Source organism: Roseovarius mucosus DSM 17069 (genome assembly GCF_000768555.3).
GTDB lineage: Bacteria > Pseudomonadota > Alphaproteobacteria > Rhodobacterales > Rhodobacteraceae > Roseovarius > Roseovarius mucosus.
This window is the reverse complement of the sequence record NZ_KN293980.1, coordinates 375,099-393,640: the sequence shown is the minus strand read 5'-3', so window position 1 is coordinate 393,640 and position 18,542 is coordinate 375,099. Positions and strand designations below refer to the sequence as shown.

Here is an 18,542-nt window from a genome sequence, read left to right as displayed (position 1 = left end):
TGTTGCGCCCCATCGAAACCACACCCGTCCCGGGCTTGACCCGGGACCTCGTCGAGGCAACTTGGAGGCCCCAGCTTGGGAGCCGGGGCGACGTAAACACGATCAGACGCAAGGTGCCCTACCGCACCAACCCGTCGCGCACGCCGCGCAGATGCTCCGGAATGGCCCGCGCCGTAACGCCCGCCTCGCGGACCAGCCCATCGAAATGCAGCGTCATTGCCTGTATCCGCTCGGTATCGCGAAAGACCATGTAATTGCGCCCCAGATAAAGCACCGCCAACAGCGGTCCAAAGATCGTGATTGGTGCCGAATAAACCCGCCGCGCATCATAGAGGTAAAGCCGCAGACGCGGATAAAGCTGCGTCGTGGTGGCAATCAGATGATCCAACTGCGCCCGCCTCAGCGCCGTTGGCAACCCGCGGTAATAGCCTTCACCCCGCGCGAAGCTCTCGATCTCATAAAGCGGCAGGGCAATTTCGTAATCCGACCGCGCCGCCCGCATCCAGGCCATGCGATCTTCGGACGCCCCAATAGCCTGATCGGTCGAGCGGCCAAGGTGTGGCGCGTATTCCCATTCCAGCATCGCGCGGGTTTTCAGCATATCCGGCAAGGCAGCCGGCACATGCCGGATCTTGTAGCCCGCCGCTTCCTTGTGCCAGGCGAAAATCTGTTCATCCACCAAGGCGCGCGGTGCCTCCGTCAGCGAGAGCGTGTTGGCCAGCATGTCGGCGGCCGTCTCGGGCCGGTCTGTCAGTCCCAAGAGCCAATCGGCCGACACGCCCAAGGCCGAGGCACATTCCCCTACTACCTGCGCATTGGGCAGACGCGCCGCATCGTCCTTGAGCAGTTGCGACACGGTCGAGCGATCCACGCCGATGGTCCGCGCCAGGACGCTCTGATTGCTGCCGCGCAGGCGCATCGCCTCAGCCAGCCGGGTGCGGAACAGGCTGGCGCGCAAGCGTTTGTCGATATTTTTTATCATATGATGATTTTTATCACAGATGCGGAGAAATGTTAACCATTTCCGAAATGGCGCGCTCAGGAAATAGAAACGAATGTCGCGCCATATTACGTATCAAAAGGACACTGAATGCGCGCCCATTCGCAGCCCGCAGCTCTCACCGAAACCACCGGACTGCCACCCAAGACGCGGCAGGATGTCCGCGTGGAATGGCCCACGCTCGGGCTCTTGGCGCTCTGCTATGCGACCTGGGTTTTTGGTACCACTGCGGCCTCCACCTTGGCGCTGCCACTTGGCATTGTCGTGACTGCCCTTGCCATCGCGCTCCATTCTTCGCTCTGCCACGAGGTGCTGCATGGACACCCCTTCCGCTCCCGCCCGCTGAATGAAACGCTGATCTTTCCCTGTCTTTGCCTCGTGATCCCCTATGTGCGCTTCCGCGACAGCCATCTTGCGCATCACCGCGAGGAATTTCTCACCGACCCCTATGACGATCCCGAGGCGAACTACCTGGACCCTGCCGTCTGGGCGCGCCTGCCGCGCGCGGTGCGGCTGGTCCTGCGGCTCAACAATACGCTGGCGGGGCGGATGTTGATCGGCCCGTTGGTGGCACAGGTGACGTTCCTACGTGCCGATTGGCAGGCGATCCGTGCTGGTGACCGCGCGGTGCGCGACGCCTGGCTCTGGCATATTCCGGCGGTTGGCCTCGTGCTGCTATGGCTCTGGTTCGTGCCGATGCCGGTCTGGGCCTATCTGCTGGCGGTCTGGATCGGATTGGCGGTTCTGAAAATCCGCACCTTTCTGGAGCATCGCGCCCATGAGCGCGCCAGTGGCCGCACCGTGGTGATCGAGGATCGCGGCCCGCTCGCATGGCTGTTCCTGAACAACAACCTGCATGTGGTGCATCACATGCACCCCGAGGTGCCGTGGTATCAGTTGCCCGCGCTCTATGCGGCACGGCGCGATCATTACCTGCGCCGCAACGATGGCTATGTCTATCGCTCCTATGCAGAGATATTCCGCGCCCATCTCTGGCGCGCCAAGGACCCGGTGCCGCACCCTCTGTGGCAAGGGCGGTCTCACGGCGACGCGTAACCGGGCCGGGCGCTACCCCCGCAACACCGCCCCCGGATTCATGATCCCCAAAGGATCGAGCGCCGCCTTGATCGCGCGCATCGCGTCCAGCTTTACCGGATCGCCATAGCGCTCCAGGTCCTCGACCTTGAGCCGCCCGATACCATGCTCAGCACTGACAGACCCGCCCATCTCATGCACCAGATTATGCACCGCGCGCTTGATCGCGTCGCGCTCTGCCACGTGGTCCGCACGGCTGCGCCCCGGCATGGGAAAGATGTTGTAATGCAGGTTGCCATCGCCCAAATGCCCGAAACAGTTGATCCGGAACGCCCCGATCCGGGCAATCACTTCGGCGCCTTTCACAATGAAGTCAGGGATTTCGGACATCGGCAGCGAAATATCATGTGAACTGATCGACCCGACACGCCGGTTCGCCTCGGGAATCTGCTCGCGCACCTCCCAGAACTGATGGCGCTGCGTCTCGGATTGCGCAATGATCCCATCGCTGACCAGCCCCGCGTCGAATGCCTCAGCAAATAGCCCCTCGAGCGCCAAGGCCGGATCAAGCCCACTGGCCAGCCCCACATCAATCAACACAAACCATTCCGGCATCTCGGCGAAGGGCTGGCGAATGTCGGGCAAGGCCTCGGCCAGAAACTCTAGCCCGGCCCGGTGCATGATCTCGAACGCACTCACCCCCTCGCCCATCCGGTCGCGTGCCAGTGCCAAGAGATCAAGCGCGGCGCGCGGGCTGTCCACCACCATGAGCGCTGTGCCCTCGCCCGTGGGACGCGGAGAAAGCTTGAGCGCAGCGGCGGTGATCACCCCGAGCGTGCCCTCGGACCCGATCAGGAGATTACGCAGATCATAGCCGGTGTTGTCCTTGCGCAGGCGTTTGAGGCCATGCCAGATGCGTCCATCGGGCATCACCGCCTCTAGCCCCAGACAGAGATCACGCGCATTGCCATAACGCAACACGTTTACGCCGCCCGCATTGGTGGCAAGGTTTCCACCGATCCGCGCCGATCCCTTGGCTGCGATGCTGAGAGGGAAGAGCCGGTCCACCTCGGCGGCGGCCTCGTGAATATCCTGCAGGATTGCCCCTGCCTCGACCACGATCACATTCTCGGCCGGATAAATGCCCCGCACCGCGCGCATTCGTTCAAGGCTCAGGATCACGGGGCGCGGCCCCTCGGGTGCGATTTGCCCGCCGACAAGCCCCGTGCCACCACCATAAGGCACCACAGGCACGCGCGCCGCGGCACAGGCACGCACGATCTCGGCCACCTCTTCAGTACTGCCGGGGGCCAGAACCACGCCCTGCCCCTGCCATCGGCCGCGTGGTTCCTCGAAATATCCGGGGGTTGCGTCGCGAAACGCGGGCGCAGGCAGGCGCGCACGCAGCGCGTCGATGAAATCGGGGGTGGCGGGGTTCAGGCTCATGGAATTTACCTATCACGTTGCCTGTAGCGGTCCAGCCCTTTGTCGCGCGCGCAAGTGTGGCTTTCCCTCTTGTCTCTGCGCGCCCCTCGGGCCATTTTGCGCGCCATGCAGATGATCCCCCGCGCCCCCCTGTTTCTTGGCCTTGCCGGTCTCTTGCCCTTCCTTTGGGGGGCACTGACCGTGGTCTTGCCCGACCTCGGCCTCTGGACCGCGCAGACCATCGGGCCGCGCTTTGCCGGGCCTTATGTGATGCTGTTTTACGGCGCGGTGATCCTGTCGTTCATGTCGGGCGTGCTCTGGGGGTTCGCCACGCGGGCGACGGGCACGATGGCAGGTGTCTGCTACGGCCTCTCAGTCATCCCGGCTCTCTGGGCGTTTTTCATGACCGGCGGCGGGCCAACCTCGGCGGGAATGAGCCTTATCTTCGGGTTTGCAGGCCTCTTAGCGCTCGATTGGCAGTTCTGGCGGTGGGGCCTGACACCGCCGTGGTGGATGGCGCTGCGGATGCTTCTGACGGCGGTGGTGATCGGTTGTCTTGCCGTGGGGGTGCTGCTCTGATGCCCGCGCTCTATGCCTATACCGACGGGGCCTGTTCCGGCAATCCCGGCCCCGGCGGCTGGGGCGTGCTGATGCGCGCCATGGAGGGCGATACCGTGCTCAAAGAGCGGGAACTCTCAGGGGGCGAGGCCGACACCACCAACAACCGGATGGAACTTTGCGCCGCCATTGCCGCGCTCGAGGCGCTCTCGCGCCCCTCGACCATCACCATTGTCACCGACAGCGCCTATGTCAAAAATGGCGTGACCGGCTGGATGCACGGATGGAAGCGCAATGGCTGGCGCACAGCCGACAAAAAGCCGGTCAAGAATGTCGAGCTTTGGCAGCGTCTGGACGAGGCGCAGAAACGCCACACCGTCACCTGGGAATGGGTCAAGGGCCACGCCGGACACCCCGAAAACGAGCGCGCCGATGAATTGGCCCGTGCGGGCATGGCCCCCTTCAAACCGGGTAAGGCCAAAGGATGAGCGCGCTCACCCTGCTTGACTATGCCTCGGTGCTGATCTTTGCCCTGACCGGCGCGCTTGTCGCCTCGCGCCAGCAACTCGACATCGTAGGCTTTGCCTTTATCGCCTGCCTGACGGCCGTGGGTGGCGGCACGCTGCGCGATGTGCTTCTGGATCGCAACCCGGTCTTTTGGCTGGGCAATCCCAACTATATCCTGATTGCCTGCGTCGCCGCCCTTGTGGTGTTTTTCACCGCCCATCTGGTCGAGAGCCGCTATCGCCTCTTGCTCTGGCTCGACAGTTTCGCACTTGCCGTGGCAGTGCCCGCGGGGGTGAGTGCCGCGATGTTGATGGCACAAAGCCCGGTAATCGTGGTGCTTATGGGGATGGTGACGGGCTGCATGGGCGGGCTCATGCGCGATGTCGTCTGCAATGAGGTGCCCTTGGTCCTCAAACAGGGCGAGCTTTACGTCACCGCCGCTTTTGCCGGGGCGCTTGGTGCCATGGGCGCGGCGATGCTCAGCGATGACCCACTCGTCATCCTGGGCACCTGTGCGGCCCTGACATGGGCGTTGCGCGCGGGCTCGCTCGGCTTTGGCTGGCGGCTGCCGGTCTACCGCGCACGCCCGCCGCGCAACCGTTCTTAAAGCTTTTTGGCATTTCGCTGAAACGCCAAACATCTTTAACTTTTTAAATTGGCGCCATTTCGAACCGGAAAATTCTATCAACTTTTTCTGAAATTGCTTTAGCGTCGTTCGCCGATCATCTTCCACAGCCAGACAAGCAGCATCGCGCCCAGAACCGCACCGACAAGCCCGCCAAGAAATCCGGTGATCATCAGCACCATGCGAATGACCACCGCCCCGATCAACGTGCCCGCTATCCCGATCAGGATGGTGGGTACCACGCCCATCTCGACCCGCATCAGCCGCGTCGCCAGAAAGCCCGCTGCAATCCCCACGATCAAGAGTCCGATAATGCCCATGCCTTACCTCCTCTTGCGCCAATGGGTCGGCACGATGATCAGCGCCCCTACCGAGGACAGGATCGCATCAATCCCCGGCGCGCCAAAGCGGATACCGAACATGATCCGGACGAAGTAAAACAGAAACGCACCGCCGATGCAGATGATGATCGACGGCAAATAGCCGTTGCGGGTAAAGCCGGTTTTCTCGCTCGCATAGCCGACGATGCCCGCGATCACCACCGTGCCAAAGAGTTGCATGAACATCGCGTCACCCCAGCTGCGTGCCACGCGGCAAGGGCATGCCGCGCAGAAACTCATCCACATCCTGCGCCGCGCGCCCGGCGCGTTGCAAGCGCAAAAGCCGCACCGCGCCAGTGCCGCATCCCACAGTCAGGTCTGCATCGAGCACGGCACCGGGCGCACCCTGCCCTTCGGCTACAGCCGAACACAGCAACTTGATCCGCTCGCCGCCCGCCTCGCACCAGGCCCCCGGAAAGGGCGACAGCCCCCGGATCAGCCGATCCACCTCTGCGGCGGGGCGTGCCCAATTCACCCGCGCCTCGGATTTGTCGATCTTGGCGGCATAGGTCACGCCCGCCTCGGGTTGCGGCTCTGGCGTCAAGGCGTCGAGCCGCTCCAATGCCTCGACGATCAACCGCGCACCAAGGGCAGACAATCGGTCATGCAATTCCCCTGTGGTTTCCTGGGGGCCAATCGTCAGTGCCTCGCGCAGCAGAACCGGCCCGGTATCCAGCCCCGCCTCCATCTGCATGATGCAGACCCCTGTCTCCGCATCCCCGGCCATGATGGCGCGATGAATGGGCGCCGCCCCCCGCCACCGGGGCAAGAGGCTTGCATGGATATTCAGACAGCCGCGCTTGGGCGCATCCAGCACCGCCTGCGGCAGAATGAGGCCATAGGCCACCACCACCGCCACATCGGCCTTGAGCGCTGCAAAATCCGCCTGCGCCACCTCATCTTTCAGACTGACCGGATGGCGCACCGGCAAGCCAAGCGCCTCGGCCCGCGCCTGCACCGGGCTGGGGCGGGCCTTTTTGCCACGCCCCGCGGGACGCGGCGGCTGGCAGTAAACGGCGGCCACCTCATGCCCCGCTGTCACCAGCGCGTCGAGCACCGGCACCGAGAAATCGGGCGTTCCCATGAAGATCACTCGCATGCCCGCGCCTTTCATTGTTCCCAAAATACTCAAATCCGACGCCGCCCCCGGCACCGCCTCAGCCGATCTTGCGCGCGCGCCGCAAGAGCATGTCGCGTTTGACCTTGCTGAGGTGATCGAAATACATCCGCCCCTGCAAATGGTCGATCTGATGCTGCACACTCGTGGCCCAGAGACCGACAAAATCGCGCTCTTCGACCTCTCCTGCCGCGTTCAGAAACCGCACTGTCACGGCGCGCGGCCGCTCGATCACCGCAGAGACACCGGGCAAGCAGGGGCTCGCCTCGTCATGGGGGCGCAATTGCACACTGGCATGCAGGATTTCGGGGTTGGCCATGCGCACCGCCTGTCCCCGTGCTGTGCTGGCATCGACCACCGCAAGCGCCTGCATCTCGCCCAGTTGCGTGGCGGCAAGCCCCACACCCGGCATCGCCTCCATGACCGCGATCATCTCGTCCCAGAGGGCGCGCGTCGCATCCGTGATCTCCGAGACCGGCGCGGCAGGCTGACGCAACCGCTTGTCAGGCCAGCGCAGACAGGGGCGCGGCGCCACCGCTTAACCCCGCGCCAATTCGCGCTTGAGCTTTTGCATGCGCCGGGTGATGAGCTGGCGCTTCATCGCCCCCAGATAGTCGATGAAAAGCTTGCCATCGAGATGGTCGATCTCGTGCTGCACACAGGTGGCCCAAAGGCCGCCGAACCCTTCCTTGTGTTCCACACCGTCAAGGTCCAGCCACCGCACCTCAACCTCGGCTGGCCGCGTGACATCGGCGAACTGGTCGGGGATCGACAGGCATCCTTCCTCATAGACGCTTTTCTCGTCGGAAAAGGCCGTGATTTCGGGGTTGAGCATCACGATGGGGCGCGGCGTGGCTCCTTCGTCCTTGACGCAATCCAGCACGATCAGCCGGTCCATCACCCCCACTTGCGGCGCGGCAAGGCCGATGCCCGGCGCGTCATACATGGTCTCGAGCATGTCCTGCGAGAGTTTGCGCAAGGCATCGGACACGTCCTTTACGGGCGTGCAGACCTTTCTCAGGCGCGGGTCGGGATGGATCAGAATAGGCCGTTTCATGGCGGCTATTTAGGCGATGGCCGGGCATTCTGCAACGCCCCTTGCGCTTGGGCTGTGATCGTTTAGCCTGCGCCGCGATCACCACCCCGGAGAGCCCCATGAATTTTGACGAGATCATCGACCGCCGCGGCACCCATTCCGACAAATGGGACATGATGCAGGCAAAATATGGCGTCTCGCCGGAAGATGGGATTCCGATGTGGGTGGCGGATATGGATTTCCGCCCCCCCACCTGTGTCACAGAGGCGCTGATCGGTATGACGCAGCATGGCGTCTATGGCTATTACGGCGACGATGCCGCCTACCGCGCCGCGATCCAGTGGTGGATGCAGGAACGCCATGGCTGGGCAATCGAGACAGATGCGATCTTTACCACCCATGGCCTCGTCAACGGCACGTCAATGTGCGTCGACACCTGGACCGCGCCAGGCGATGCGGTGGTACTCTTCACCCCGGTCTATCACGCCTTTGCCCGTGTGATCCGCGCCGCCGGGCGCGAGGTGCGCGAATGCCCGCTTGTGAATAATGCGGGCCGCTACGAGATGGATTTCGACGCCTATGACGCATTGATGACGGGCAATGAGAAGATGCTCGTCCTCTGCTCGCCGCATAATCCCGGTGGTCGGGTCTGGACCAAGGCAGAGCTGGAGGGCGTGGCCGATTTCGCCCGGCGTCACAACCTCATTCTCGTGTCGGATGAAATCCACCATGATCTGGTCATGCCCGGACAGCGCCATATCGCCATGGCCCATATCGAGGGCATCGCCGACCGGCTGGTGATGATGACCGCCACCACCAAGACCTTCAACATCGCGGGCGCGCATCTGGGCAATGTGATCGTGCCCGATGTCAAACTGCGCGCGCAATTTGCCGCCCGCATGGGGGCGATGGGGATTTCGCCCAATTCCTTTGGTCTCTTCATGGCCGAGGCCGCTTATAGCCCCGAGGGGGCCGCATGGGTCGATGCGCTCTGCGCCTATCTGGATGGCAACCGGCAACTCTTTGAGAGCGGAATGCAGGACATTCCCGGCGTGCGCGCCATGCCACTCGAAGCGACCTATCTGACGTGGATCGACTTTGCCGGCACCGGCATGTCGGCGGCGGAATATACCGGCCGGGTCGAGCGGGACGCGCGGGTCGTGGCCAACCACGGCCCCACCTTTGGCACCGGCGGCGAGACCTTCCTTCGGTTCAACATCGCCACACCGCGCACCCGTGTTCAAGAGGCGGTCGCGCGCATCCAGACCGCCTTTGCCGATCTGCAATGACCGTCACGGACGCGAGCGAATGACGCGGGTCTTCATCACCGGAACCGCCGGGTTTATCGGCTATCATCTGGCCGACCTGTTGCTCGATGAGGGCATGATCGTGCATGGCCTAGACGGCATGACGGACTATTACGACGTCAGCCTGAAACAGCGCCGCCACCAGATGCTGCTGCAAAAGCCGGGGTTCACCGCGACCGAGGCCATGCTCGAGGATCAGACCGCGGTGGATGCTGCAATTGACGCCTGCGCACCCGACATCATCGTGCATCTCGCGGCACAGGCGGGCGTGCGCTACAGCCTCGAGAACCCGCGCGCCTATATCGACGCCAATATCGTCGGCACCTTCACCGTGATGGAGGCGGCCAAACGCCATGCGGTGCGCCATCTGCTCATGGCCTCCACTTCCTCGGTTTACGGCGCGAATACCGAAATGCCCTATGCCGAAACGATGAAGGCCGACAGCCCGATGACGATCTACGCCGCCACCAAAAAGGCGACCGAGGCGATGGGCCACGCCCATGCCCATCTGTGGAACCTGCCCACCACGATGTTTCGGTTCTTTACCGTCTATGGGCCATGGGGCCGCCCCGACATGGCCTATTTCAAATTCGTCGAGGCCATTCTGGCAGGCCGCCCCATCGACATCTACAATCACGGCGAGATGTATCGCGATTTCACCTATGTGGGCGATCTGGTGCGCGGCATCCGCCTGTTGATGGACGCGCCCCCCGTGAGGCCCGATAGCCCCGAAAGCATCCTGCCTGGTGACAGCCTCTCGCCCGTTGCCCCCTACCGGATCGTCAACATCGGCAATTCCGACAAGGTGCGCCTCTTGGATTTCGTGGCCGCCATCGAAGAGGCGCTGGAACGCCCCGCCATCCGCAACATGATGGAGATGCAAAAAGGCGATGTGCCCGCCACCTGGGCGGATGCCCGCCTGCTCGAAAGATTGACCGGATACCGCCCGCAAACCAGCGTGCGCGACGGGATTGCCCAATTCGTGCGCTGGTATCGCGCCTATTATCAGGTCTGAGCGGGAATGTGATGCCAGAGGACAGCAACAGCCATGGCGTCGGGCGACTTGCGCTGATAGCTTGCGGCTGAACCCGAGACACCCGCCGCAATGACGGAGGCAGCCCGCCCATGAGCAAGACCGGCAAACCGATCAATCTGGCGCTTCAGGGCGGCGGCGCGCATGGTGCCTTTAGCTGGGGCGTGCTGGATTACCTGCTTGAGGATGGGCGCCTGCGTATCGCGGGGGTCTCTGGCACATCAGCCGGAGCCATGAACGCCGTGGCCCTGGCAGATGGGTTTACCCGCGCCGGGCCCAACGGCGCACGCGCGGCGCTTGATCACTTTTGGCGCTGCATGAGCGGCAGCGTCAAAAACTCCCCCATGCAGCGCACGCCGCTGGACCGGCTGACCGGCAACTGGGGGCTGGAAAACAACCCCTTTTACCATTTCATGAACGCGCTCACGGGTGTCGCCTCGCCCTATCAACTCAACCCGATGAACATCAATCCTCTGCGCGATCTGGTGGAAGAGAGCATTGATTTCGACATGGTGCGCAAATGCACGGCGTTCGAGCTCTTTGTCTCGGCCACCAATGTCGAAACAGGCCGGGTCAAGGTCTTTGCCCGTGAGGAATTGACCGCAGATATGGTGATGGCCTCGGCCTGCCTGCCTCAGCTCTATCAAGCGGTCGAGATCGACGGCGTGCCCTATTGGGATGGCGGCTATATGGGCAACCCCGCGCTGTTCCCTCTTTATGGCAAGACCGGCACCGATGACATCGTGGTCATCCAGATCAACCCGATCGAACGCAAGGGCGCGCCGCGCTCGGCACAGGACATCCAGAACAGGATGAACGAAATCAGTTTCAACGCCAGCCTGCTCAAGGAATTGCGCGCAATTGATTTCGTCGATCGGCTGATTGCCCAAGACAAGCTTTCGACCGAACACTATCGCCCGGTCAAGGTGCATCTGATCGAGAATGAGGCCGCTCTGAAACCGATGGGGGCGTCGTCCAAGATGAATGTCGAATGGGCCTTTCTCACCCGGCTGCGCGACATCGGGCGCGACACGGCGGCAGCTTGGCTCGACGCCAATTACGACCGTATTGGCAAAGAGAGCACAATTGACCTACGCGCGATGTTTCAGGGAATCGGGGCCGAACACCAAGGCTGAGGGCTTGCCAATCGCCCCGCCAGCGGGAACACCGCGGCAATTGGGCGTTGAACGCAGATGGCATTTGCGCTTCCATTAGGATGTGGACTTCGAAGGAAACAAATCTTGCGCCGTATTTTTGAACGCCTGCGGAAACCCGAGAAACCCGCGCAAACGCCCCCTGCACCACCTCCGGCTGCCCGCACGCAAATAGGCCAGAACCCCTATGATGCCCTGCCAGCCGATCGATTCTGGCGCAGCGGCGTACAACAGTCCGACCCCGCCGTCATGCCCGGGATTCACAGCCCGAAATTCCTGATAACCGCTGACGACACCATCGTAACGATGGGCAGCTGCTTTGCCCAACACATCGCGAACTGGTTGCGCGCGCGCAATTTCAATGTGCCGTTTTACGACACCACCGACCATATCCGCGCAAAATCCTTTTCCGCGAATTACGGCAATGTCTACACGGTGCGCCAAGCCGTCCAACTGGTGCAAGAGGCGCGCGGGATGTGGCGCTGCTCCGAACCGGCTTGGCCTGTCGACGGCGGATTTGTCGATCCGTTGAGACCCGCACAATTCAACACGCCCTTTCCAAGCGAAGCCCGCCTGCAAGCCGCCCGGACAGATCACCTAAAGGCGGTTCACACCGCCCTTAGCCAGCTTGACGTGCTGGTCTTCACCCTCGGCCTGACCGAGGCTTGGCGCGTGATTGCCTGTGGCAGCATCCTGCCCATGGCCCCCGGCGTGATCGCAGGACAGATTGACGACAATCGCCATGAATTCGTCAATTTCCGATATAATGAGGTTTTGGCCGATCTCTGCGCGCTCCACGAAGGTATTCTCGCGCTGCGCGGCGGGCGCGCCTTTCGCATGTTGCTGACCGTGTCGCCGGTGCCGCTGACCGCCACCGCGTCCCAGAACCACGTGCTCTCGGCCTCAACCTATTCCAAATCGGTGCTGCGCGCTGTGGCTGGTGATTTCTGCGCGGATCACCCTTTCGCGGATTACTTTCCCTCTTTCGAACTGGTCAACAACCCGGCGGCGAAATCGGCCCATTTCGAGGATAATCTTCGGTCCGTCAAACCCGACGCCGTGGCCATGGTCATGTCCTGCTTTGAACGCCTGTGCCTGCAATCCGCAGAGGACAGCGGCGTGACATCCGCAGGCATCGGCGATGTTGACTGCGAAGATGCCTTGCTTGACGCCTTCGCGACCCCTGCCGTCATATCCGGCAAGGTAGACAACACCCCCCTTCTGGTGGTGGGCAACAGCCATCTTGCCGGTGCACGAACTCATGCAGAGGGCAATCCCTTTGGGCAGGCCGTGCAATTCGCCATGCTCAACTTCCTGAAACCAGACCCCTTTGCCACCATCAAACAACGGCGCTTTCGCGAGTTTTCGTTCCGCGCGGGGCTTGATGACAAGTTCGCCGATTTCACAGCCAAGGACGCCCGCACGCTGATCATCGTCGGCTGCGGCTTTATGGGGGATGGCATCGTGCGGGTTCACGGTGAATTGCGCGCCGGCGCACCCGGCTGCGACGGACGAAAGATTTCACCAACAATGCCGATTGTCAGTTCCGTTACCGACGCTCTGGTCAAGACCTACGCAAAAAGCGCCGGCGCCATCGTCCAATATGCGCGCAAGATCGAGGAATTTTGCGATTTCGATCAAGTGTTCTGGATTGCCTCACCCGACATGACCGAGGCCGTGGCCCGCTTCAGACTGGGCGATGAGTTTGTCGACTCTGCTGCCTTTCCGCATCATCGGGCAGCCTATCTTGCCGCCTTTCAAAAGGCACTCGGCACAGCCGGCAAGGTTAGGTTCGTCTGCCACCCAACCGACAGCCTGTCCGAAGCCAGCGGTTTCTCGAAGAATGTCTATGCCGCGCATCGCAATATCTGGGATATTCACTGCAACGCCAGCTATTTTGACGCAGCATTTGAACAGGTTTGGCGCGAACTTCGGGCCACGCCAGCACCGCGATAGGCCTGAACTTGCCGGTGCAGAGTGTCGTCAATCCGCCGTTGCCCCGAACCGCGTCATCCACGCCAAGCTGGCCTCTGTGCCCGCCTCGCCGGGGCGGTATTCTGCCCCAAACGGCGCCTGCCAGCCGAGCGCCGCAAACTGCGGCAAGAGCCAGCTATAATCCACCTCGCCTTGGTCCGGCGCGCCACGATCCGGCACGCCCGCGAATTGCACATGGCCGATGATGGGCTGATAGCGGGCGAAGCGGCGCAGCAGATCGCCCTCCATGATCTGCAGATGATAGCAGTCGAACATCATCCGCAAATTGTCCCGCCTGAGCGCCGCAATGACAGAGGCCGCATGGGCCGTTGACGACAGGTGATACGCCGGCACATCACGGGTATTGATCGGCTCGATCAGGATCGTCAGCCCCAAGGGCGCGGCCAGATCACAGGCGTAGACCAGATTGGCGCGAAATACCGCCTCCGCCTCTGGCCCGCCATTGGTGCATCCGGCCATGACATGCACCGCGCCTGCACCAATGGCCTGCGCATAGTCCACCGCCTGCCGGATTGCTGCGCGCGCCTCTTCTTCGCGGCCGGTCAGGGCGGCCAGCCCGAAATCGCCCGCCGCCCTGTCGCCCGGCCATGTGTTCAGCCCCAGCATCGGCAGGCCGGTTTCCTCTAGCGCCGCGCGCACCTCTGCCGCAGCAAAATCGTAAGGAAAATGGCATTCCACCGCCGCAAATCCCGCCCGCGCTGCCGCGCGAACAGCATCGGGCAAGGGCAGGTCGGTAAAGAGAAAGCCAAGATTGGCAGAAAAGCGCATCAGTCCCAATCCACCTCGAACTTGCGCACCACCTGCGCAATCTGCCCCGCATCCAAAGGACGCGCCCCGGTGCCGCGCAGGATCAGCGCCAACTTCGCGGTCTCTTCCAGCTCTTCCATCGCGAAAACAGCCGCCTCCAGATCCTTGCCCGCCACCACGGGGCCGTGATGGGCCAGCAACACCGAAGACCGCCGCCCCGCCAGCCCCCGGATCGCCTCGGCCATCGCCGCGTCACCGGGCACATAGAAGGGCAAGAGCGCCACCTTGCCCACCCGCATCACCGCATAGGCCGTGAGCGGCGGCACCGCGTTGTCAGGATCGGTATCGGGCAGGATCGAGAGGGCAACGGAATGGGTGGAATGCAGATGCACCACCGCCCCCGCGCCCTGCCGCGTCTCGTAAAACGCGGCATGCAGCGGCATTTCCTTGGTCGGGGGATCGCCCGAAATCAGCCGCCCGCCCGCATCGAACCGGCTGAGCCGCGCGGGATCAAGTCGCCCCATGCTGACACCGGTGGGCGTGACCAACATCCCGCCATCCTCGGTCCGAACCGAGATATTGCCAGAGGCTCCTCCGGTCAGCCCCCGGTCAAACATCGACTTCGCCCAAAAGCACAGATCCTCACGCAGACGGCTTTCACTCATCGGACTGCTCCATCCTCTGCGCGGCTTCGACAAAGAAATCCGGGCCCCCGAAATTCCCCGATTTGAGGGCCACAACAAGATTATCGCCCGCGCGCATCACAGGCACGCCGGGGGCAATCTCTGGCCCGATCTCAAGCTGTGTCAGGCCCAGACCCTCGACCACTGCGCCCGAGGTCTCACCACCCGCGCTGATCAGCCGCGTGACACCGCGCGCGACCAGCGCCCGCGCCAGTTTCGCAAAGAGCGTCTCGATCGCCGCCGCGACCGCCCCGGCCCCGAACTGCGCCTGATCCTGCGCCACACGGGCGGGCTCAGCCGAGGAATAGATCATCGGAATCCCGACCTGCGCCAAGGCCCAATCCGCCAGATCCTCTGGTGCAACCCGACCCGCCATGACGTCAGCCGCAGAGATTTCCCGCGCTGGATGAGAGGCCGCATGCCGCGCCACCTGTCCACGCGTGGCCACCGAACAAGACCCCGAGAGAACCACGGCAGGACCAGCCTGACCGCGCCAAACGCCTGCCTGTCCTGCCAGTTCCCCCTGCGCCCGGAAGTTATCTGGCAGGCCCATGGCAATGCCCGAGCCCCCTGTAATCAGCGGCAAATCCGCCGCAGCATGACCCAAGGCCACCAGATCCGCATCGCTGATCGCATCCGCGACGATCAAGCGATGCTCTTGCGCCGCCAGTGCCGCCCGGATCGCCCCCGGTCCCTGCCGAACGACCTGCGCGCCCAGATGACCAACCGGCCCACCCACCTGCAACGCCAGCCAGCGGCGAATATCCGGATCGGTCATCGGGGTCAGCGGATGATGCTGCATCCCGCTCTCGCTCAAGAGCCGGTCCTGCACAAAGAGATGCCCTTGATAGACCGTCCGCCCCGCCCCCGGAAAGGCCGGGCAAACCATCACCTGCCGCGCGCCCAAGGCATCGGCCAAGGCCTCGGCCACCGGGCCGATATTGCCCTCGGGCGTTGAATCAAACGTCGAGCAATATTTGAACAGGAACTGCCGGCACCCCTGCGCGCGCAACCACTCAAGCGCCGCCAGCGATTGCGCCACAGCCTCGGCCACCGAGATCGAGCGGGATTTGAGCGCGACCACGCCCGCCTCAACACCCGCCTTGGCGGGCGTTTTGGGCACACCCACATATTGCACCGACCGCATGCCCGCCTTGGTCAGCGTATTGGCCAGATCGCTCGACCCGGTGAAATCATCGCCGATACAGCCCAACAGCATCAGTCGTCCCCCGGCAACCGCAGACCTGCGCGCGCGGCGATATGCTTAGTGATAGCTGCGTCATCGGCGCGCCCCAGCCCCGCCGCAGAGGCCGCGCGATACTCGGTCAGCGCCGCCTCGACCAGCGGCAGGGGCAGGGCTGCGCGTGCCGCAATATCCCTGACGATGCCCAGGTCCTTGGGCCAGATGTCGATGGCCGAACGCGGGGCATAATCCGCCTCGATCACATGCGGCGCGCGGTTCTCGAACATCCACGAATTGCCCGCCGACACCTTGATCACCTCCAACACACGGGCCAGATCAAGCCCTTGAGAGGTGGCAAAACACAGCGCTTCACCCATCGCCGCGATATGCACGCCCGCGAGCAATTGGTTGACCGCCTTCATCGCCGATCCCGGCCCGGCGCAATCGCCCAAGCGATGCACTGTCTCGGCCAGTGCCGCCAGCACCGCCTCTGCCCGCCCAAACGCCTCGGCCCGGCCCGATGCCATCACCGAAAGCCGCCCCTCTGCCGCCTTGACGGCCCCGCCTGAAATGGGCGCATCGAGATAGAGCAGCCCCCGGCGTGCTGCCTCTGCTTCCATCTCGCGGGCAAATTCCGGCGCGACCGTGGCACAGCCAAGGATCACACCGCCCGCTTGCACCCCTTCGGCCCAGCCTTGCGCCCCAAAGAGAGCATCGCGCGTCTGCGCGGCATTGAGCACAACACAGACCAGCACCCCCGCCTTGGGCGATGCCCGGTCCAGCACGCGCCCACCCGCCGCAACCAGCATATCCCGACGCCCCGCGTCCGGATCATGACCGTATGTCTCGAACCCGGCCCGCAGGGCCGATTGCGCCATGCCAAGGCCCATCGACCCCAGCCCCACGAAATGCACGATCTCTGTCATTGTCCCACCGAAAGAATGATCTGCATCGGCCAGAGCGTGATCGCCGGAATATAGGTGATCAGCATCAGCGCCCCGAACACGGTCAGCACGAACCAGAAAAGATGCGGAATGACCTTCTCAATAGAGAGATTGGCCACGGCACAGGCGGCGAAGAGATTGACCCCGAGTGGCGGCGTAATCATCCCAAGCGCCAGATTGACCACGAGGATCAGTCCGAAATGCACCGGATCAACCCCGTAAGACACCGCAATCGGCGCCAATATCGGCGCCAGCACGAGGATCGCCGCCGAGGTCTCGATGAACATGCCCACCACCAGCAGCATCAGGTTCACGACCAGGAGAAACGCAAAGCGGCTCTCGAAAATATCCTTGAACCATGCCGCGATTTCATTGGGCAGGCCTGAGCGCGTGATCAGGAACGAGAAAAGCGCCGCCGCCGCAATGATGAGCATGATCGCCGCCGTCGCCAAAACCGTCTTTTTCAGGATTTCGGGCAGGTCCGCAAAGCGCAATTCCCGGTAGAACACCATGCCCACGACCACGGCTGCGGCCACGGCGGCCGCACTCGCTTCTGTGGGCGTGAAAACGCCCGAATAGATGCCGCCCAAGATCACTACAGGCACGATCAACGCGGGCAAGGCAGACCAGAGCGCCGGGCCTACCCTTGGCCGATCCCGCCCATCCTCAAGGCCAATGCCCCGCACCCGGCACAGGATCAGCACCAAGGCCATCAGCGACCCCGCCACCAGAAACCCCGGCCCAATCCCCGCAAGGAACAACTGGCCAATCGAAGTATCCGTAGAGACCCCATAGAGGATCAGTGGGATCGACGGCGGAATAAGCACACCCAATTCGGCAGAGCTTGCCTGAACCGAGGCCGCCATCGGCGCGGGGTATCCGTGTTTCACCATCGCCGGAATGAGGATCGCGCCAATGGCAAAGGTCGTGGCCACCGACGATCCAGAAACCGAGGCAAACATCATGCAGGTCAGCACGCAGGACGCCGCCAACCCCCCTTGGATGCCGCCCACGATGGATTTCGCCAATTCCACCAAACGATGCGAAATGCCGCCCGCAGACATGAGATTGCCCGCAAGAATAAAGAGCGGAATCGCCATGAGCGGAAAACTGTCGATGCCCGTGAACATCCGTTGCGCCACCAAGAGCAGCGGCAAGCGCCCATTGGCCTCGATCCCGATGACCGAAGCCAAACCAATCGCCACCGCAATCGGCACGCCAGCCAAAAAGAATATCGCAAGGGACAGCGCCAGTGCCGCGTTCATTGCAAACCCGCCGAAAACGCAATCGCGCCCTTTTGAACCGCCCGGATCATACAGCCCAAAATAGCCAGTAGGATAAAAACCGACCCCACAGGCAGCGCCGCGTAGACCCATGCGATCGAGATTTCCAGCGCCGCCAGCTTTTGCGACATGACCCGTTCGGTCATCGCCCAACCCTGCCAAAAGAGAATACAGAAAAACACCACCGACAGGCTCATCGACAGAAGGTAGAGCGCAAAGCCCAGACGCGGCGGCAGCAATCTTTGCACGATTTCGACGGCAATCATCGCCCCTTCGCGAAATGCCGGGGCCACGGCCAGAAACACGCACCAGATCATCGCCGAGCGGGTGATCACCTCGGACCATGTCGAGGGATGCCCAAACACGAAACGCGTCGTCACCTGATAGAGCGCAAGACCGACCGCAATCAGCAAAAAGCCGATTGCCAACCTCAGGGCCAGTTGCGTGGCCATGGCTTCGAATTTCAGAAACAACGACATCTTTGCCCTTCCGTCAGTCCCCGGCGCGATCCCTGCGCCGGGGGCCGGTTT

At 62.8% G+C, this 18,542-nt stretch carries 21 protein-coding genes; 8 read left to right on the top strand and 13 right to left on the bottom strand.

Features of this window, described 5'->3' with window-relative positions:
• Positions 1–118 precede the first annotated feature (118 nt).
• On the bottom strand, positions 119–982 hold the full coding sequence (locus ROSMUC_RS13085; RefSeq protein WP_037273752.1) for a helix-turn-helix domain-containing protein: 864 nt from the start codon (positions 980–982) through the stop codon (positions 119–121).
• A gap of 108 nt (positions 983–1,090) precedes the next feature.
• Here ROSMUC_RS13085 and ROSMUC_RS13080 point away from each other — a divergent pair, with 108 nt between their 5' ends.
• Positions 1,091–2,056 carry a fatty acid desaturase gene (locus ROSMUC_RS13080; protein WP_052115340.1) on the top strand — a complete coding sequence of 322 codons (966 nt, stop codon included), beginning with the start codon at positions 1,091–1,093 and terminating at the stop codon, positions 2,054–2,056.
• A gap of 12 nt (positions 2,057–2,068) precedes the next feature.
• Here ROSMUC_RS13080 and ROSMUC_RS13075 read toward each other — a convergent pair whose 3' ends face one another.
• Positions 2,069–3,481, bottom strand: a complete 1,413-nt coding sequence (locus tag ROSMUC_RS13075) for an FAD-binding oxidoreductase (protein ID WP_037273749.1) — start codon at positions 3,479–3,481, stop codon at positions 2,069–2,071.
• A gap of 105 nt (positions 3,482–3,586) precedes the next feature.
• On the opposite strand from ROSMUC_RS13075, the gene ROSMUC_RS13070 reads away from it, so the two are divergent.
• From ROSMUC_RS13070 to ROSMUC_RS13060, 3 genes are read left to right on the top strand one after another with little or no spacing between them, the layout of a single operon-like run.
• Positions 3,587–4,039: a DUF3429 domain-containing protein gene (locus ROSMUC_RS13070; RefSeq protein ID WP_037273747.1), complete on the top strand. Its 453-nt coding sequence runs from the start codon at positions 3,587–3,589 to the stop codon at positions 4,037–4,039.
• Complete coding sequence (gene rnhA / locus ROSMUC_RS13065; protein ID WP_037273746.1) at positions 4,039–4,506, top strand: ribonuclease HI; 468 nt, start codon at positions 4,039–4,041, stop codon at positions 4,504–4,506. The genes ROSMUC_RS13070 and rnhA overlap by 1 nt, the downstream gene beginning before the upstream one ends.
• Positions 4,503–5,132, top strand: coding sequence for a trimeric intracellular cation channel family protein (locus ROSMUC_RS13060; RefSeq protein ID WP_037273743.1), 630 nt, complete (start codon positions 4,503–4,505; stop codon positions 5,130–5,132). Before rnhA ends, ROSMUC_RS13060 begins: the two co-directional genes overlap by 4 nt.
• A 98-nt stretch (positions 5,133–5,230) precedes the next feature.
• Here the strand turns inward: ROSMUC_RS13060 and ROSMUC_RS13055 are convergent, their stop codons facing one another.
• From ROSMUC_RS13055 to def (ROSMUC_RS13035), 5 genes are read right to left on the bottom strand one after another with little or no spacing between them, the layout of a single operon-like run.
• Positions 5,231–5,470, bottom strand: a complete 240-nt coding sequence (locus ROSMUC_RS13055; protein WP_037273741.1) for a GlsB/YeaQ/YmgE family stress response membrane protein — start codon at positions 5,468–5,470, stop codon at positions 5,231–5,233.
• 3 nt (positions 5,471–5,473) lie between these two features.
• Entirely contained in the window at positions 5,474–5,716 is a 243-nt protein-coding gene (locus ROSMUC_RS13050) for a hypothetical protein (protein WP_037273738.1), read from the bottom strand.
• A 4-nt stretch (positions 5,717–5,720) separates the two neighbouring features.
• On the bottom strand, positions 5,721–6,629 hold the full coding sequence (gene fmt / locus ROSMUC_RS13045; RefSeq protein ID WP_037274111.1) for a methionyl-tRNA formyltransferase: 909 nt from the start codon (positions 6,627–6,629) through the stop codon (positions 5,721–5,723).
• A 58-nt stretch (positions 6,630–6,687) separates the two neighbouring features.
• The gene (gene def / locus ROSMUC_RS13040; RefSeq protein WP_037273736.1) at positions 6,688–7,182 is read right to left on the bottom strand and encodes a peptide deformylase; all 495 of its coding nucleotides are present in this window, start codon (positions 7,180–7,182) and stop codon (positions 6,688–6,690) included.
• Positions 7,183–7,185: 3 nt separating this feature from the next.
• Positions 7,186–7,704 (bottom strand): peptide deformylase, encoded by a 519-nt coding sequence (gene def / locus ROSMUC_RS13035; RefSeq protein ID WP_037273733.1) that lies wholly within the window; start codon positions 7,702–7,704, stop codon positions 7,186–7,188.
• A gap of 98 nt (positions 7,705–7,802) precedes the next feature.
• On the opposite strand from def (ROSMUC_RS13035), the gene ROSMUC_RS13030 reads away from it, so the two are divergent.
• The 4 genes from ROSMUC_RS13030 to ROSMUC_RS13015 all read left to right on the top strand — a co-directional run bounded on the left by ROSMUC_RS13030 (position 7,803) and on the right by ROSMUC_RS13015 (position 13,133).
• Positions 7,803–8,972, top strand: coding sequence for a MalY/PatB family protein (locus ROSMUC_RS13030; RefSeq protein ID WP_037273730.1), 1,170 nt, complete (start codon positions 7,803–7,805; stop codon positions 8,970–8,972).
• 19 nt (positions 8,973–8,991) lie between these two features.
• Positions 8,992–10,005 (top strand): NAD-dependent epimerase/dehydratase family protein, encoded by a 1,014-nt coding sequence (locus ROSMUC_RS13025; RefSeq protein ID WP_037273727.1) that lies wholly within the window; start codon positions 8,992–8,994, stop codon positions 10,003–10,005.
• Between the two features lie 110 nt (positions 10,006–10,115).
• Positions 10,116–11,159: a patatin-like phospholipase family protein gene (locus ROSMUC_RS13020; RefSeq protein ID WP_037273724.1), complete on the top strand. Its 1,044-nt coding sequence runs from the start codon at positions 10,116–10,118 to the stop codon at positions 11,157–11,159.
• 267 nt (positions 11,160–11,426) lie between these two features.
• Positions 11,427–13,133, top strand: coding sequence for a GSCFA domain-containing protein (locus ROSMUC_RS13015; protein WP_206018451.1), 1,707 nt, complete (start codon positions 11,427–11,429; stop codon positions 13,131–13,133).
• A gap of 27 nt (positions 13,134–13,160) precedes the next feature.
• On the opposite strand, the gene ROSMUC_RS13010 is transcribed toward ROSMUC_RS13015, so the two are convergent.
• Genes ROSMUC_RS13010 through ROSMUC_RS12985 form a run of 6 tightly spaced genes read right to left on the bottom strand, consistent with a single transcriptional unit; the run spans position 13,161 to position 18,491 of the window.
• Complete coding sequence (locus ROSMUC_RS13010) at positions 13,161–13,940, bottom strand: hydroxypyruvate isomerase family protein (protein ID WP_037273722.1); 780 nt, start codon at positions 13,938–13,940, stop codon at positions 13,161–13,163.
• On the bottom strand, positions 13,940–14,584 hold the full coding sequence (gene otnC, locus ROSMUC_RS13005) for a 3-oxo-tetronate 4-phosphate decarboxylase (RefSeq protein ID WP_037273719.1): 645 nt from the start codon (positions 14,582–14,584) through the stop codon (positions 13,940–13,942). Before otnC ends, ROSMUC_RS13010 begins: the two co-directional genes overlap by 1 nt.
• Positions 14,577–15,821, bottom strand: coding sequence for a 3-oxo-tetronate kinase (gene otnK / locus ROSMUC_RS13000; RefSeq protein WP_037273716.1), 1,245 nt, complete (start codon positions 15,819–15,821; stop codon positions 14,577–14,579). Before otnK ends, otnC begins: the two co-directional genes overlap by 8 nt.
• Positions 15,821–16,711: an L-threonate dehydrogenase gene (gene ltnD / locus ROSMUC_RS12995; protein WP_037273714.1), complete on the bottom strand. Its 891-nt coding sequence runs from the start codon at positions 16,709–16,711 to the stop codon at positions 15,821–15,823. Before ltnD ends, otnK begins: the two co-directional genes overlap by 1 nt.
• A complete protein-coding gene (locus ROSMUC_RS12990) occupies positions 16,708–17,994 on the bottom strand; it encodes a TRAP transporter large permease (RefSeq protein ID WP_037273712.1) in 1,287 nt (428 codons plus the stop codon). The genes ltnD and ROSMUC_RS12990 overlap by 4 nt, the downstream gene beginning before the upstream one ends.
• Entirely contained in the window at positions 17,991–18,491 is a 501-nt protein-coding gene (locus ROSMUC_RS12985) for a TRAP transporter small permease (protein WP_037273709.1), read from the bottom strand. Before ROSMUC_RS12985 ends, ROSMUC_RS12990 begins: the two co-directional genes overlap by 4 nt.
• Positions 18,492–18,542: the final 51 nt, after the last annotated feature.

Bases quoted from the DNA above. Each gene is read 5' to 3' on its own strand.
- ROSMUC_RS13085 (WP_037273752.1), bottom strand. From the start codon at position 982: ATGATAAAAAATATCGACAAACGCTTGCGCGCCAGCCTGTTCCGCACC.
- ROSMUC_RS13080 (WP_052115340.1), top strand. From the start codon at position 1,091: ATGCGCGCCCATTCGCAGCCCGCAGCTCTCACCGAAACCACCGGACTG.
- ROSMUC_RS13075 (WP_037273749.1), bottom strand. From the start codon at position 3,481: ATGAGCCTGAACCCCGCCACCCCCGATTTCATCGACGCGCTGCGTGCG.
- ROSMUC_RS13070 (WP_037273747.1), top strand. From the start codon at position 3,587: ATGCAGATGATCCCCCGCGCCCCCCTGTTTCTTGGCCTTGCCGGTCTC.
- rnhA (WP_037273746.1), top strand. From the start codon at position 4,039: ATGCCCGCGCTCTATGCCTATACCGACGGGGCCTGTTCCGGCAATCCC.
- ROSMUC_RS13060 (WP_037273743.1), top strand. From the start codon at position 4,503: ATGAGCGCGCTCACCCTGCTTGACTATGCCTCGGTGCTGATCTTTGCC.
- ROSMUC_RS13055 (WP_037273741.1), bottom strand. From the start codon at position 5,470: ATGGGCATTATCGGACTCTTGATCGTGGGGATTGCAGCGGGCTTTCTG.
- ROSMUC_RS13050 (WP_037273738.1), bottom strand. From the start codon at position 5,716: ATGTTCATGCAACTCTTTGGCACGGTGGTGATCGCGGGCATCGTCGGC.
- fmt (WP_037274111.1), bottom strand. From the start codon at position 6,629: ATGCGAGTGATCTTCATGGGAACGCCCGATTTCTCGGTGCCGGTGCTC.
- def (WP_037273733.1), bottom strand. From the start codon at position 7,704: ATGAAACGGCCTATTCTGATCCATCCCGACCCGCGCCTGAGAAAGGTC.
- ROSMUC_RS13030 (WP_037273730.1), top strand. From the start codon at position 7,803: ATGAATTTTGACGAGATCATCGACCGCCGCGGCACCCATTCCGACAAA.
- ROSMUC_RS13025 (WP_037273727.1), top strand. From the start codon at position 8,992: ATGACGCGGGTCTTCATCACCGGAACCGCCGGGTTTATCGGCTATCAT.
- ROSMUC_RS13020 (WP_037273724.1), top strand. From the start codon at position 10,116: ATGAGCAAGACCGGCAAACCGATCAATCTGGCGCTTCAGGGCGGCGGC.
- ROSMUC_RS13015 (WP_206018451.1), top strand. From the start codon at position 11,427: ATGCCCGGGATTCACAGCCCGAAATTCCTGATAACCGCTGACGACACC.
- ROSMUC_RS13010 (WP_037273722.1), bottom strand. From the start codon at position 13,940: ATGCGCTTTTCTGCCAATCTTGGCTTTCTCTTTACCGACCTGCCCTTG.
- otnC (WP_037273719.1), bottom strand. From the start codon at position 14,584: ATGAGTGAAAGCCGTCTGCGTGAGGATCTGTGCTTTTGGGCGAAGTCG.
- otnK (WP_037273716.1), bottom strand. From the start codon at position 15,821: ATGCTGTTGGGCTGTATCGGCGATGATTTCACCGGGTCGAGCGATCTG.
- ltnD (WP_037273714.1), bottom strand. From the start codon at position 16,711: ATGACAGAGATCGTGCATTTCGTGGGGCTGGGGTCGATGGGCCTTGGC.
- ROSMUC_RS12990 (WP_037273712.1), bottom strand. From the start codon at position 17,994: ATGAACGCGGCACTGGCGCTGTCCCTTGCGATATTCTTTTTGGCTGGC.
- ROSMUC_RS12985 (WP_037273709.1), bottom strand. From the start codon at position 18,491: ATGTCGTTGTTTCTGAAATTCGAAGCCATGGCCACGCAACTGGCCCTG.